The organism is Brevibacillus sp. HD3.3A, assembly GCF_013284375.2.
Taxonomy (GTDB): domain Bacteria; phylum Bacillota; class Bacilli; order Brevibacillales; family Brevibacillaceae; genus Brevibacillus; species Brevibacillus parabrevis.
On sequence record NZ_CP085874.1, the window covers coordinates 222,501 to 236,424 of the forward strand.

The 13,924-nt window shown below is 50.7% G+C and carries 13 protein-coding genes and 1 rRNA gene (1 of these 14 running past the window's edge); 13 read left to right on the top strand and 1 reads right to left on the bottom strand.

Annotation, left to right across the window (positions count from 1 at the left end; genetic code table 11):
• The 10 genes from HP435_RS01290 to pssA all read left to right on the top strand — a co-directional run.
• A 23S ribosomal RNA gene (locus HP435_RS01290) occupies positions 1–450 on the top strand; it begins 2,478 nt to the left of the window's first position.
• A gap of 259 nt (positions 451–709) precedes the next feature.
• Positions 710–1,831, top strand: coding sequence for an MGDG synthase family glycosyltransferase (locus HP435_RS01295; protein ID WP_063231142.1), 1,122 nt, complete (start codon positions 710–712; stop codon positions 1,829–1,831).
• Positions 1,832–1,862: 31 nt separating this feature from the next.
• A complete protein-coding gene (locus tag HP435_RS01300; protein ID WP_173598084.1) occupies positions 1,863–2,537 on the top strand; it encodes an HAD-IA family hydrolase in 675 nt (224 codons plus the stop codon).
• A gap of 263 nt (positions 2,538–2,800) precedes the next feature.
• Positions 2,801–3,265: a CtsR family transcriptional regulator gene (locus HP435_RS01305; protein ID WP_063231140.1), complete on the top strand. Its 465-nt coding sequence runs from the start codon at positions 2,801–2,803 to the stop codon at positions 3,263–3,265.
• A gap of 33 nt (positions 3,266–3,298) precedes the next feature.
• Positions 3,299–3,817, top strand: a complete 519-nt coding sequence (locus tag HP435_RS01310; protein WP_063231139.1) for a protein-arginine kinase activator protein McsA — start codon at positions 3,299–3,301, stop codon at positions 3,815–3,817.
• A gap of 20 nt (positions 3,818–3,837) precedes the next feature.
• Entirely contained in the window at positions 3,838–4,908 is a 1,071-nt protein-coding gene (locus HP435_RS01315) for a protein-arginine kinase McsB (RefSeq protein WP_122966817.1), read from the top strand.
• 73 nt (positions 4,909–4,981) lie between these two features.
• Positions 4,982–7,432, top strand: coding sequence for an ATP-dependent Clp protease ATP-binding subunit (locus HP435_RS01320; RefSeq protein WP_122966816.1), 2,451 nt, complete (start codon positions 4,982–4,984; stop codon positions 7,430–7,432).
• Positions 7,433–7,534: 102 nt separating this feature from the next.
• Positions 7,535–8,902, top strand: coding sequence for a DNA repair protein RadA (radA, locus tag HP435_RS01325; protein ID WP_063231136.1), 1,368 nt, complete (start codon positions 7,535–7,537; stop codon positions 8,900–8,902).
• Positions 8,903–8,911: 9 nt separating this feature from the next.
• Complete coding sequence (gene disA, locus HP435_RS01330; RefSeq protein ID WP_122966815.1) at positions 8,912–9,988, top strand: DNA integrity scanning diadenylate cyclase DisA; 1,077 nt, start codon at positions 8,912–8,914, stop codon at positions 9,986–9,988.
• Between the two features lie 117 nt (positions 9,989–10,105).
• Positions 10,106–10,834 carry a CDP-diacylglycerol--serine O-phosphatidyltransferase gene (gene pssA, locus HP435_RS01335; RefSeq protein ID WP_063231134.1) on the top strand — a complete coding sequence of 243 codons (729 nt, stop codon included), beginning with the start codon at positions 10,106–10,108 and terminating at the stop codon, positions 10,832–10,834.
• 93 nt (positions 10,835–10,927) lie between these two features.
• Here pssA and HP435_RS01340 read toward each other — a convergent pair whose 3' ends face one another.
• On the bottom strand, positions 10,928–11,323 hold the full coding sequence (locus tag HP435_RS01340) for a nucleoside triphosphate pyrophosphohydrolase family protein (protein WP_063231133.1): 396 nt from the start codon (positions 11,321–11,323) through the stop codon (positions 10,928–10,930).
• A gap of 287 nt (positions 11,324–11,610) precedes the next feature.
• Here HP435_RS01340 and HP435_RS01345 point away from each other — a divergent pair, with 287 nt between their 5' ends.
• From HP435_RS01345 to ispF, 3 genes are read left to right on the top strand one after another with little or no spacing between them, the layout of a single operon-like run.
• Positions 11,611–12,699: a PIN/TRAM domain-containing protein gene (locus HP435_RS01345; protein WP_173599888.1), complete on the top strand. Its 1,089-nt coding sequence runs from the start codon at positions 11,611–11,613 to the stop codon at positions 12,697–12,699.
• 38 nt (positions 12,700–12,737) lie between these two features.
• Positions 12,738–13,424 (top strand): 2-C-methyl-D-erythritol 4-phosphate cytidylyltransferase, encoded by a 687-nt coding sequence (ispD, locus tag HP435_RS01350; RefSeq protein ID WP_173599889.1) that lies wholly within the window; start codon positions 12,738–12,740, stop codon positions 13,422–13,424.
• Between the two features lie 3 nt (positions 13,425–13,427).
• Positions 13,428–13,901, top strand: a complete 474-nt coding sequence (gene ispF, locus HP435_RS01355) for a 2-C-methyl-D-erythritol 2,4-cyclodiphosphate synthase (RefSeq protein ID WP_063231130.1) — start codon at positions 13,428–13,430, stop codon at positions 13,899–13,901.
• Positions 13,902–13,924 lie beyond the last annotated feature (23 nt).

The window sequence follows — 13,924 nt, forward strand, 5'->3', positions numbered from 1 at the left end:
AACAGGCTTATCTCCCCCAAGAGTCCACATCGACGGGGAGGTTTGGCACCTCGATGTCGGCTCATCGCATCCTGGGGCTGAAGTAGGTCCCAAGGGTTGGGCTGTTCGCCCATTAAAGCGGTACGCGAGCTGGGTTCAGAACGTCGTGAGACAGTTCGGTCCCTATCTGTCGCGGGCGTAGGAAGTTTGAGGAGAGCTGTCCTTAGTACGAGAGGACCGGGATGGACGCACCGCTGGTGCACCAGTTGTCACGCCAGTGGCACAGCTGGGTAGCTATGTGCGGACGGGATAAGCGCTGAAAGCATCTAAGCGTGAAGCCCCCTCCAAGATGAGACTTCCCACAGCGCAAGCTGGTAAGACCCCTCATAGACGATGAGGTTGATAGGTTCGGTGTGGAAGCGCGGTAACGCGTGGAGCTGACGAATACTAATCGGTCGAGGACTTATCCACACATGCTTAGCAATCATGCGTATTCAGTTTTCAGGGAATGAAACGAACCTCTTTGCCCAACAATGGGTAAGGAGGTTTTTGTATTTAAGGATACGACAGCTTTAGTGCCTATTGGTAACGAGTGAATTTTTTGTCGACAAGTTAGGTCGATCGACCGACAAGTTCCCTCTTGCAGATCGGTCTGGGGGTAGACTAACATGAGAAGGTACCTGATCCAGGCGTTGGAGTAGGCGAGGCAAGGTTATGAAGGAGAATAGGCATGAAAAAAATTCTAATCTTTTCCGCTTCCATCGGTAACGGTCACAATCAGGCAGCGAGAGCAATGCAGGAAAGCCTGGCTGAGAATGGTTGTACATCTATGATCATCGATACGCTGGAATATATCAGTCCCACATTTCACAAGATCTTGCTGGAAAGTTACATGAACTTGTTGAGACTTTCACCCAAAATGTGGGGGAGAATTTACCATAATACCGAAAAAAGCCGCTTTTTTGATATGAACGTCCTGATGAATAAGTTATTGGCAAACAAGTTGAAGAAACTGATTAACAGTGTTCAGCCGGACGCGTTTATTGCGACGCACCCTTTTGCCAGCTGTATGCTGTCCGTACTGAAGGGCAGAAATGACTGGACCGAGCCGATCTATACAATCATTACGGACTATACGATCCACCCGTCATGGATTAATCATCATATCAATTACTACTTCATTGGGCATGAACAGCTGTACTATCTGGTTGATATTTACCGACAAGATCACCAGAAGTTCATTCCCATGGGGATTCCTATTATGCATAAATTCCGCACTCCACTCGACGCCAATGAGATCAGGCAAAAGCTTGGACTTGTACCAGAGCAAAAATGCATTATTCTCTCTGGTGGAGGTCTTGGCCTTGGTTCGATGGAAAAGGTCCTCGATGGGCTGGAAGCGATCAACCTTCCGCTGAAAACGTTTGTGTTGACCGGAACCAACGAGAAGCTGTACAAAAAAGTGACGAACAGAAGCTATCGTCACGAGGTAGTCCCGCTTAAATTTATCAACAATTTTCACGAGTATCTGGAGGTTGCCGATTTAATCGTGACCAAATCTGGCGGACTGACCTCAGCCGAGGTCATGAGCAAACGGGTGCCGATGATTATTTACAACCCGTTGCCTGGACAGGAAGAACGGAACAGCCACTTCCTGTTGAACAACGGCTGTGCTGTACATGCCAATTTGTCGGAGCAGCTCATTTACTTTATCGATGAATTGTTGCACAGTCCATCAAAAGTTGACTATATGCGACGCATGGGACAAAAAATATCAAAGCCGGATGCCGCTCAGCGCATCGCCGAATTTATTTTGGACGACATGAGCATGGTGCAGGCTGAAACAGACTAATGTTCTCGGAAGCACTGACAGGAGGTTGCCTATGAGTATACCGTTTGCTATTTTCTTCGACATGGATGGCACATTGCTGCAAACGGAAAAGTTGTCGACGCCCGCCTTTGTGCGGACGTTTGAACGATTGAGAGAAACAGGCTTGTGGCAAGGCGAGACGCCGAGCGAGGAAGACCTGGTCAATGTACTGGGAATGACCATCGAGCAAGTTTGGCAAAAGCTGTTGCCAGGAGCAAGTGAAGAAGCAGTCCACGCCGCAGATACTTTTTTGCTGGAAAATGAAATTGCCTTGCTGAAGGAAAAAGTGACCGATTTATACCCAGGAGTGAGGTCAACTCTGGAACAGCTTCACGCCCAGGGGATTCCTCTGTTTGTCGCGAGCAACGGACAAGAGGAGTACATCGAGGCCATATGCCAAGAGTATGGACTAAAACCGCTGTTGACGGATTTGTACTCCGCAGGAAGGTTCCGTACGCGCTCGAAAAATGATCTGGTGGCAAAGCTCCTCTCTGACTATGACATCGCGCACGCGTACATGGTGGGGGATCGTCACTCGGATATCGAGGCCGGGACAGCAAACGGCTTGTTTACAGTCGGTTGCGACTTTGGTTTTGCCAAACCGGGAGAGCTGGATGGAGCCGATATGATCATTACAGATTTCCCGCAATTGCTGGATCATTTGCCAGCGATCGACACCAAATCATAGAGCCTGACATAAACCATTCCTTTAGGGAGTGGTTTTTTTCATACTTAGCAACCCGACATTTTTCGTAAAAAGAGTGCAACGCTTGTCGCTTATGCCCGACAAAAGGCTCGCCACCTGACTGTTTTGCATGGTTTCAAGCGACCGGATTTTGCCCACACTAGAAAGTGTATGGATCACTTGCAAGGGCGCCATAAACCCATTATAATTAAAGTCAAAGATAGTCAAAGTCAGTAGATGACACATATGGAATAGGAGGCGATGACTTGCGTAACATCTCGGACATCATTGAACAGCACTTGAAAGGCATTTTGACACAAAGTCCTAATGGCTCGGTCGAGATCCAGCGTAGTGAGCTTGCCGACTTATTTCAATGTGTACCGTCGCAAATCAATTACGTCATCAACACGCGATTTACTGTACAAAAAGGGTACATTGTAGAAAGCAAGCGTGGAGGCGGGGGTTACATCCGCATTCGCAAGGTACAGATTGTGAGCAAGGCGCGATTGCAGGAATTGCTGACCGAGGAACTGATTGGAGAAAGCATTTCGCAGAGTGTGGGGAACGCGATTGTGGAAAGGCTGTTCGAAGAAGGACTGGTCAATGTCAGGGAAGCGACCTTGATGAAAATCGCAACCTCACGAAATGTTTTGACTCTGGATGCTGAATTGCGAGATCGTTTGCGGGCAAATATTTTAAAGCAGATGATTGCGGCTATCTTGTTGAAGTAAGCGAAGCATGTATGTGTTAGGGGGTAGGATGTAATGAACTGTGAGGAATGCGGAAAACGACCGGCGACACTGCACTTGACGAAAATCGTCAACGGCGAGAAAACCGAATACCATATTTGTGAGCAATGCGCTTCCGAAAAAGGGGACGTCTTTACCGGATTTCACAATTTCAGCATCAACAATCTCCTTTCAGGACTGTTAAAATTTGACCCCATGCAAAAAAACGGACGCGAGCCTGCCACCAGTAAGCCGCTCCGTTGCGAAACTTGCGGACTCACGTATGCCCAGTTCAGCAAAAGCGGCCGCTTCGGTTGCAGTGATTGCTACACCTTCCTGGGCGATCGACTCGATCCGTTGTTCCGCCGTATCCATGGCAATACGCAGCATAGCGGCAAGGTTCCGGAGCGCACAGGCGGACAGTTGAAAATCCGCAAAGAGCTGGAACAACTAAAGCGTGCGTTGCAAAACCATGTCGCCAGTGAAGAGTTTGAAAAAGCGGCAGAGATGCGTGACCGGATACGTGCGCTGGAACAAAAAATCGCTCAATCGTAACAAGGGGAGGTAAGCTGGTCATGTCACAACAGCAGTTTATGCAAAACCCGTGGAGCAATTGGATGAAAGGAGAAGGTCCTGATTCCGATATCGTCATCAGCACACGGCTGCGCATCGCCCGAAACCTGCGCCAGCACCCTTTTCCGTTACTGGCGACAGACTCGCAAGGGGAAGAAGTCGTCAGAAAGGTGACGGAAGTGAGCGAATCGGAGGCCATGCGCAAGCTCCAGCAGCTTCAAGTCCTCAACATGGACCAGATCAACCCGTTGGAAAAGCGGGTGCTGGTGGAGAAGCATCTGATTAGCCCTCACTTGGCGGAGGAATCGCGAAAAGGTGCTGTGCTGTTGAGTCCTGACGAGTCGGTCAGCATCATGGTAAACGAAGAGGATCATATTCGAATCCAGGTGCTGCTGCCGGGGTTTCGCCTGAACGAAGCATGGGAAATAGGAACAAAAATAGATGATGTTTTCGAGAAAAATTTAAACTTCGCGTTCGATGAGACGAGAGGCTACCTTACAAGCTGTCCGACCAACGTCGGCACAGGCATCCGGGCTTCCGTCATGCTGCATCTGCCAGCACTGGTGATGACGCAGCAAATCAGCAGAATTTTGCAGGCCATCAATCAGGTTGGCCTCGTTGTTAGAGGAATTTACGGGGAAGGCAGCGAAGCACTAGGAAACCTGTTTCAGTTGTCCAACCAAGTCACGCTCGGGATGTCGGAAAGCGATATTCTCTCCAACCTGTATGGCGTAGCCAGACAAATTATCGAGCAAGAACGCGTTGCCCGTACTTATTTGCTGGAGCATACACGCATATCTTTGGAAGACCGCATCTTCCGTTCCTACGGCATCTTGATGTATGCACGCACTGTGGAGTCCAAGGAAGCAGCTCAGCGCCTCTCCGATGTGCGCCTTGGCATTGACCTGGGCATTATCTCGGGAGTATCGCCACTGGTGATGAACGAGCTGTTGGTAACAACCCAGCCTGGCTTCTTGCAGCAGCATGCAGGGCAAAAGTTGACGCCAGACCAGCGGGACGAGAGAAGGGCTCGGCTGATTCGGGAGAGGCTCAGTACGACGGGCTCAGCTTGATTGTTTCTCAGACATAAGGCATCACAGCAGTTAACCTATAGAGAAAAAACATGGTTACACGGAGGTGTACGATATGATGTTTGGACGTTTTACAGAACGAGCACAAAAGGTACTGGCGCTTGCCCTGGAAGAGGCGGTGCGTCTCGGCCACAAGGATATTGGGACTGAGCATGTACTGCTGGGACTGATTCGGGAAGGCGAGGGTATTGCTGCCAAGGCATTGCAATCGCTCGGGCTTGGTCTCGATAAAATCCAGAGCGAAGTGGAGTCGTTGATCGGACGGGGAACAGAGCAGTCCGGTAGTAATTACACCCCAAACTATACACCTCGTGCGAAAAAAGTAATTGAACTGTCCATGGATGAAGCGCGCAAGCTCGGCCATACTTACGTAGGAACAGAGCACATTTTGCTCGGCCTGATCCGCGAAGGCGAAGGCATCGCTGCGAGAATCATGAACAACTTGGGAGTCAGTCTGAACAAGGCGCGCCAGCAGGTGCTGCAATTGCTGGGAAGCTCCGAAATGATGGCGTCGCATCAGCCTTCCGGCGGCAATCCGGCAGCGAATACGCCTACTCTGGACGGTCTGGCACGGGACTTGACTGCGATTGCACGCGATGGCGGGCTTGATCCTGTCATTGGCCGCCAAAAAGAAATCGAGCGTGTGATTCAGGTACTTAGCAGACGCACCAAGAACAACCCTGTCTTGATCGGGGAGCCTGGTGTGGGGAAAACGGCCATTGCAGAAGGTCTGGCTCAAAAAATCGTGAACAACGAGATTCCCGAAACTCTCCGCGACAAGCGCGTCATGACGCTGGATATGGGAACAGTAGTGGCGGGAACCAAATATCGCGGTGAGTTTGAAGACCGCCTGAAAAAAATCATGGACGAAATTCGCCAGGCAGGAAACATCATCCTGTTTATCGATGAGCTGCACACGCTGATCGGGGCTGGCGGGGCGGAAGGCGCAATCGACGCTTCCAATATTCTCAAGCCGGCGCTGGCTCGTGGTGAACTCCAGTGCGTAGGGGCAACCACCCTGGACGAATACCGCAAGTACATCGAAAAAGACGCTGCGCTGGAGCGTCGCTTCCAACCGATTCAGGTGGATGAGCCGACTGCCGAGGACGCGATTCGCATCTTGCACGGCTTGCGCGACCGTTACGAAGCCCACCACCGTGTGAAAATTACCGACGAAGCTATCGAGCAGGCAGTGAAGCTGTCTGACCGTTATATTACCGATCGTTTCCTCCCTGACAAAGCCATCGACCTCGTCGATGAGGCGGCTTCCAAAGTGCGCTTGCAATCGTTCACCGTCCCGCCTAACCTCAAGGAGCTGGAAGGGCGTCTGGAAGAAGTGCGCAAGGAAAAAGACGCTGCCGTGCAATCGCAGGAGTTTGAAGAGGCTGCTGCACTCCGTGATCAGGAGCAGAAGCTGCGCGAGGAACTCGACAAAACGAAAAAAGACTGGAAAGAGCGTCAAGGCCAGTTGAACATGGAAGTAACTCCTGAGGACATCGCCACTGTGGTAGCCAGCTGGACTGGTATTCCGGTGCTGAAGCTGAAGGAAGAAGAAACAGAGCGCCTGTTGAAAATGGAAGATATTTTGCACGACCGTGTTATCGGCCAGGACGAAGCGGTCAAATCGATTTCCCGAGCGATCCGCCGTGCCCGCGCTGGCTTGAAGGACCCGAAACGTCCAATCGGTTCGTTTATTTTCCTCGGCCCTACAGGTGTAGGGAAAACCGAACTCGCTCGCGCTGTAGCTGAGACACTGTTTGGAGATGAAGACGCCATGATCCGCGTCGACATGTCCGAGTACATGGAAAAACACTCTACAGCACGTCTCGTAGGGGCTCCTCCAGGGTATGTAGGCTTTGACGAGGGCGGTCAGCTGACGGAAAAAGTGCGCCGCAAGCCTTACTCGGTCATCCTGCTGGATGAGATCGAAAAAGCGCACCCGGATGTATTCAACATTTTGCTCCAGGTGCTGGACGACGGCCGATTGACTGATTCCAAAGGACGCACAGTAGACTTCCGCAACACCGTCGTGATCATGACCTCCAACGTAGGTGCCAGCATGATCAAGAAAAATACGACACTCGGTTTCACTACCAACGACACCGAGAAGAAATATCAGGATATGAAAGACAAAGTCATGGATGAGCTGAAAAAGAGCTTCCGCCCTGAATTTCTGAACCGTATTGATGAAGTGATCGTGTTCCACTCTCTGGAGCAGGAGCACATCGAGCAAATCGTGTCCTTGATGACCGACGAGCTGCGCAAGCGTTTGAAAGAGCAGAGCATCGACTTCCAACTGACCGAGGAAGCCAAAAAGCTGCTGGCAAAAGAGGGCTTCGACCCGGCATACGGTGCGCGTCCGTTGCGTCGCGCCATCCAGCGCCATATCGAAGACAATTTGTCGGAAGAACTGCTCAAAGGCAACATCAGCAAAGGCGATACGGTCAACATCGAAGCCGAAGATGGCAAGCTGGTTGTCAAGCGACTGGAAAAAACCAAATCGTAAGCACAAAATAGCAGAGAATGCCTCCTGTTCTGGGAGGTATTCTTTTTTTCAATGCGTAACTATGATAAAAGTAGAAAAGAAATTCCAAGTGAGGGTGCGATTATGTCAAAGTATAAAACGAAATACGCGTGTCAAGAATGTGGCTATGAATCGCCTAAGTGGATGGGAAAATGCCCTGGCTGCGGCAGCTGGAACACGTTGGTCGAGGAAGTGACAGTGAAAGCAGCCCCTCGTCATGAAGGAATCAGCGGCGGTACGCGTCAGGCGGCTATTCCTTTGACGCAGGTCGCCAGTGCAGAAGAACCGCGCATGGACACGACGATCGGAGAGTTGAACCGTGTTCTCGGCGGCGGGCTGGTACCAGGCTCCCTTATACTGGTCGGCGGCGATCCGGGTATCGGGAAATCTACATTGCTGTTGCAGACCTCTTTTGCCTTGGCTCATAAAGGGGCCAAAGTGCTGTACGTATCAGGCGAGGAGTCGGCAAAACAAATCAAGCTTCGCGCTGATCGCCTGCATATGCAAACACCCCCGATGTTTGTGTTGGCAGAAAATGATTTGGATTTGATCGAGCAGCATATTAATCAAGTAGACCCTCACGTATTGATCATTGACTCGATCCAGACAGTCTTCCATCCCACGGTTCAATCCGCAGCCGGAAGTGTCGCACAGGTGCGTGAGGCTACCGCTCAACTGATGCGCATCGCCAAAGGCAAAGGGATCGGGACCTTTATTGTCGGCCACGTGACCAAAGAAGGTTCGATTGCAGGTCCGCGCATGCTTGAGCATATGGTGGACGCGGTCCTTTATTTTGAAGGCGAGCGCCACAATACGTTCCGAATCCTGCGTGCTGTCAAAAATCGATTCGGTTCGACAAACGAGATCGGCATTTTCGAGATGAAAGATCGCGGTCTGGAAGAGGTGGCAAACCCTTCGGAAATTTTTCTGGCCGAACGTCCTTTTGGCGTGGCAGGCTCCACCGTCGTAGCGAGCATGGAGGGCACTCGTCCCGTCCTGGTCGAGCTTCAGGCACTCGTAGCCCCAACCAGCTTCGTTACGCCGCGCAGAATGGCTACAGGCGTCGACCATCAGCGTGTGGCGATGATCATGGCTGTTTTGGAAAAGCGCATGGGGATGATGCTGCAAAATCAGGACGCGTATGTCAATGTCGCAGGGGGCGTTCGTTTGGATGAGCCGGCTGTCGACTTGGCGATCGCGGTCAGCATTGCCAGCAGCTTCCGCGACCACGCCACGAATCCGCATGATGTGGTGATCGGGGAGATCGGTCTGACGGGAGAGGTGCGTGGCGTATCGCGCATCGAACAGCGCGTGCGGGAAGCGCATAAGCTCGGCTTCAAACGCGTAATCATCCCGGAGAAAAATATTCGCGGCCTGGATGCTCCTGACGATATTCAGGTGATCGGGGTCAGCAATATCGCAGATGCTTTGAACGAGGTGATAAGGAGGTAAGGGCGGGATATGCAGGAGAACACCAAAAGAACTCCGCTGTTCGGCGATGTGCTTCGTTTGGTCGCACCCGGAACGCAGCTTCGTGAAGGGCTGGAAAATGTTTTGCGCGCAAAAACCGGCGGCCTGATCGTCGTCGGTTACGGACCGGAAATGAAGCAAATCGTCGATGGCGGTTTTTCCATCAATTGCGATTTTTCTCCTGCCCATTTGTATGAATTGGCGAAGATGGATGGGGCGATTATAGTAAGTGAAGACGCCAAGCGAATTTTGTACGCCAATACGCAACTGTTCCCGCCGGCATCCATCCATACCAGCGAGACAGGGACGCGACATCGGACGGCGCAACGAACGGCCATCCACACCAACTACCTGGTCATCGCCATATCGCAACGACGCAATGTTATCACGTTGTATCAAGGGAATTTCCGCTATGTGCTGAATGAAATCAGCGTCATTTTAGCCAAAGCCAATCAGGCTGTGTCCACCCTGGAAAAATACAAGGCCGTGCTGGATCAGACGATGACCAACCTGGGCGCTCTGGAATTTGAGGAACTGGTCACCCTGCATGAAGTTGCTTCTGTGCTGCAGCGGATCGAGATGGTGCTTCGGATCAAGACGGAAGTTTCCAAGTACATATGTGAACTTGGTGTCGAAGGCAGACTTGTCAGCATGCAATTGGAGGAGCTTGTGTCGAATATTGGCGAAGAAGCGCACATGCTTATTCGCGATTACGCCAAAGATTCGTCTTACGCTCCTGAGCTTGTACTGGGCGAAATGAAAAAGCTAAGCTCGGAGGAAGTGCTGGAGTTGGGGTCTTTCCTGCGCGTTCTCGGATTTTCGGCAAGCGCCAGCATGCTGGAGGAGTCGGTGTCGCCCAGGGGCTACAGAATTTTGTACAAAATCCCCAGATTGCCAATTTCTATCATCACAAACCTCGTCGCACATTTCCATTATTTGCCCAGAATTATGATGGCAACGATTCAGGAATTAGACGAAGTAGAGGGGATTGGAGAGGTGCGGGCCAGGGCGATCAAAGAGGGTCTGAAACGGATTCAGGAACAAGTGTTCATTGACAGGCACATTTAAAGTAGAATAGGATAAAGGCATTATTTGTTATTCAACATTTGCCCAGGGGACTTGAAAGCGAAAGTCAGCTTGACAGGATACACTGTCTCCTCTGCAAAAGAAATCAGGAGGTAGTCTATGTTCGTGAAATCGTTGCCGAACATGCTAACCGTAAGCAACTTGTTTCTGGGAGTCTTGGCAATTATTCTTGCGTTTCGAGGAGATCATTACGTCGATTATGCGGCGATCACGGTGATCATCGGCATGCTGGCCGACGGGTTGGATGGACGCGTCGCTCGTATGTTGAATGCGCAAAGTGAGTTTGGAAAGGAACTCGATTCGCTTTCTGACGTCATTACGTTTGGGATAGCTCCGGCTTTCATCATGTATGTTGTTGTCCTTCAGCACTTCGATCTGCTGGGGATTCTCATTACGGCCATCTTCCCGATCTGTGGGGCGCTCCGTCTGGCGAGATTCAACGTCCAGGCCGGGGTTCCGGGATATTTCATCGGATTGCCAATCACAGCTGCCGGCGGTGTGCTGGCGACTCTTGCGCTTTATCACCAGGTTTTCAACCCGGTACTGCTTGCAGTGAGCATGCTGCTCCTCGCCTTCCTCATGGTATCGAAGGTCAAGTATCCCAACTTCAAAAAGGTCGGGATTCCAAAATCCGCTTACTGGATTACGCCCATTATTATCGCCATCGTCGTCGTTGTTGCGATCAAGTATCCGCAACAGTTTCCGAAGATCGTCTTCTTGCCGCTTGCCTTTTACGCCCTGTACGGAATAAAAAAAAACGTTGACTTTCTCGTCAAAAAATTACGCAAGCGGAAAAACAAAGAAGAAGAATCTGTGCCATTTGAATAAGCCAGGCAATGAAAAAACCCGCACTTCGATGTGCGGGTTTTTCGTTTTTGTATGCAACTTTTCGTAGGGTTCATTCGTAATACGAGTGTGGGGTTAAGAAAGATTGAACACGCCCAGGGTATTCAGCCGGTTTGCCTCTTTTTGCAGGACGTCTTCCAGTTTGATGTCTGTGATGTTGCACAAGGCGGTCAGGTAAAAAAGATTTTTGCCAAGCTCTGCTGTGACTACATCGCGACAATGCTCGCATAGTGGGCCGTTAAAGTGAGTGTCCAGGTGGGACTTGTTCTCCTCCAGGTTTTTGCTGGAATCGTAACTTTGCTTTTTGGCTACCACTTCAACACAACCGCATTCGGTGATGGCTTTGGTCAGGGAGCGATTGATGCGAGATGCCGTCTCCTGAACTTTGGACATGACGTCCAGTACGCTTCGATGTCGGATCAAAAGCTCTGATACTTGCGTTTGAAAGTCGTCTACATTTCGTTTGTCCATATCAATTCACCTCTGCTTTAGGCTGATCGTATCGTCACAATTTTCGCTCATTGTGTTACTGCCATTATAAGAAGGGAGTCTGGTCGCTGTCAATTTGCCCGAGAAGGAAACAGGTGTTTGAGGTTGACGGGAAAATGACAACTATGTTAAAATTTTTGGCTATTTGACATGGTAAAATCATTTTTGCTATAGTGAGGGAAAGCGACAATGAAGCAATTTCGCTATTTGGAAAGTTACAGGGTTTTACTCAAAGGCTTCTGTCTATATTAATAAAAGGAGGTGAAGGCATGGTACGCCGCATAGGAAAAATCTTTTTTGTCTTGGTTGGCGGTGGCTTGGGCTACCAATACGGTGCCGAACTGTTTTCGCTGCTTAACCCGCTTTTGAATTTTGGAGTAGTTGGTGGAGCGCAATATATTGGGGCGGTACTTGGTGCCATTCTGTTCTTCTTTTTAGCTAATTGGCTTTTGGACTACGTCTTGAAAGTAGTTCGCTGGGGAGAAGAGACTCTCGTCAAAATGCCGATTGTTGACGTGATGTTCGGAGCGATGGGGTTGATTAGTGGTCTTATTGTTGCCTTTTTATTATTCCTGCCCATCAGTAAAATTCCGTTTCCGGTAATAGGTGATCTGTTGCCGCTGGTTGTTTCCGGGTTGCTTGGCTATCTGGGCTTTCAGGTAGGATTTCGCAAGCGGGACGAGATTATGTCGGTTTTCTCGATTGGACGCAAGGATAAGAAAAAGGAACAGACTGCAACAGCAACAAATGTCGAGCACAAAATTTTGGACACGAGCGTCATTATTGACGGACGCATTGCAGATATTTGCCGTACGGGCTTTTTGGAGGGCGTACTGGTCATTCCGGGCTTTGTCCTGGAGGAACTGCAACACATTGCCGATTCTTCTGATGTACTGAAACGAAATCGCGGCCGTCGAGGCTTGGATATTCTCAACAAGATTCAGAAGGAAATGAAGGTCAAGGTTCAAATCTGGGAAGGCGACTTTGAAGAAGTATCCGAAGTGGACAGCAAGCTGATCAAGCTGGCGAAGGTCATGAACGGGAAAGTCGTCACCAACGATTTCAACCTGAACAAAGTATGCGAATTGCAAGGCGTGGCTGTATTGAACATCAACGATTTGGCGAATGCCGTGAAGCCTGTCGTCTTGCCAGGGGAAGAAATGAACGTGCAGGTCATCAAGGATGGAAAAGAGCACGGTCAGGGCGTCGCGTATCTCGATGACGGCACGATGATCGTCGTGGAAGGCGGACGCGAATACATTGGCAACGACGTGGATGTACTGGTCACCAGTGTACTGCAAACGTCTGCGGGACGAATGATTTTCGCGAAGCCGAAGCTCTTGGAAAGAGCACTGTAAGAAGAGACGAGAAGCACAAGACGGGAGAGAATGAAAAAGTGAGTACGGGTGTCGTGATCGTTGCTGCCGGTTCGGGGAAAAGAATGGGCGGCCAACGGAACAAACTATGGTTGCCGCTTGCCGGAGAACCGATTTTGGCTCACACAGTTCGCCTTTTCGCCTCGCATCAGGACATCGACCAGATCGTACTGGTAGTGAGCGAGCCGGACTACGCTGACGTGCTGGCCTTGCTCAAGGCCGAAAACTTGCCAGTAACGGTCGCCTTGGGCGGCAATGAGCGGCAGGACAGCGTCAGAAACGGTTTGGCTGCCTTGGAAACCTCCTGTACCTACGTGCTTGTTCACGATGCGGCACGGCCATTCGTTACCAAGCAGCAGATCAGTGACATGATCAGACAGGTGCAGCGCGATCAGGCTACGATCATGGCTGTACCTGTCAAAGATACGATAAAAGTGGTGGGGGCATCAGGCTTTGTGGAAGATACCCCGGCACGGGAAAGCTTGTGGGCGGTTCAAACCCCACAAGCTTTTCGTATGTCTTTGCTGCAAGAAGCGCATGAGGCGGCGAAAAAGGCGGGCAAGCTCGGTACGGATGATGCCATGCTGGTCGAATGGCTCGGCCATCCGGTTTCAGTCATGCAGGGAAGCTATGAGAATATCAAGATCACTACGCCGGATGACTTGTGGCTGGGTGAAGAGATTATGCGAAAGCGAAGGGGAGAGTAATTCATGCGTATTGGACAAGGATTTGACGTGCATCAACTGGTAGAAGGCCGTCCGTGCATTATCGGCGGCATCACCATTCCGTACGAAAAGGGGCTGCTCGGCCATTCTGACGCCGATGTGCTGCTTCACGCGATCAGTGACGCGATTCTCGGTGCGATTGGCGAAGGCGATATCGGCCGCCATTTCCCTGATACAGATCCTGCGTTCAAAGGAGCGGACAGTGTCGTGTTGCTTGAGCATGTGTGGAAGCTGGCAAAAGAGCGCGGCTATCGCCTGGGCAACGTCGATGCGACTATCATCGCGCAAGCTCCCAAAATGGCACCTTACATACCGCAAATGTGCGAAGTCATCGCTCGTGTACTGGAGGCAGAAGATGCTTCCCAGGTTAACGTGAAGGCGACAACATCGGAAAAGCTCGGTTTTACAGGCAGAGGAGAAGGAATCGCGGCCCAGGCTGTATGCTTGCTTGTCAAGTAAAGGGGCAAGGTGTAACATAAAGC

Excerpts from the sequence above, each read along its gene's own strand:
- HP435_RS01295 (WP_063231142.1), top strand. The coding sequence starts at position 710 with ATGAAAAAAATTCTAATCTTTTCCGCTTCCATCGGTAACGGTCACAAT.
- HP435_RS01300 (WP_173598084.1), top strand. The coding sequence starts at position 1,863 with ATGAGTATACCGTTTGCTATTTTCTTCGACATGGATGGCACATTGCTG.
- HP435_RS01310 (WP_063231139.1), top strand. The coding sequence starts at position 3,299 with ATGAACTGTGAGGAATGCGGAAAACGACCGGCGACACTGCACTTGACG.
- HP435_RS01315 (WP_122966817.1), top strand. The coding sequence starts at position 3,838 with ATGTCACAACAGCAGTTTATGCAAAACCCGTGGAGCAATTGGATGAAA.
- HP435_RS01320 (WP_122966816.1), top strand. The coding sequence starts at position 4,982 with ATGATGTTTGGACGTTTTACAGAACGAGCACAAAAGGTACTGGCGCTT.
- radA (WP_063231136.1), top strand. The coding sequence starts at position 7,535 with ATGTCAAAGTATAAAACGAAATACGCGTGTCAAGAATGTGGCTATGAA.
- disA (WP_122966815.1), top strand. The coding sequence starts at position 8,912 with ATGCAGGAGAACACCAAAAGAACTCCGCTGTTCGGCGATGTGCTTCGT.
- pssA (WP_063231134.1), top strand. The coding sequence starts at position 10,106 with ATGTTCGTGAAATCGTTGCCGAACATGCTAACCGTAAGCAACTTGTTT.
- HP435_RS01340 (WP_063231133.1), bottom strand. The coding sequence starts at position 11,323 with ATGGACAAACGAAATGTAGACGACTTTCAAACGCAAGTATCAGAGCTT.
- HP435_RS01345 (WP_173599888.1), top strand. The coding sequence starts at position 11,611 with ATGGTACGCCGCATAGGAAAAATCTTTTTTGTCTTGGTTGGCGGTGGC.
- ispF (WP_063231130.1), top strand. The coding sequence starts at position 13,428 with ATGCGTATTGGACAAGGATTTGACGTGCATCAACTGGTAGAAGGCCGT.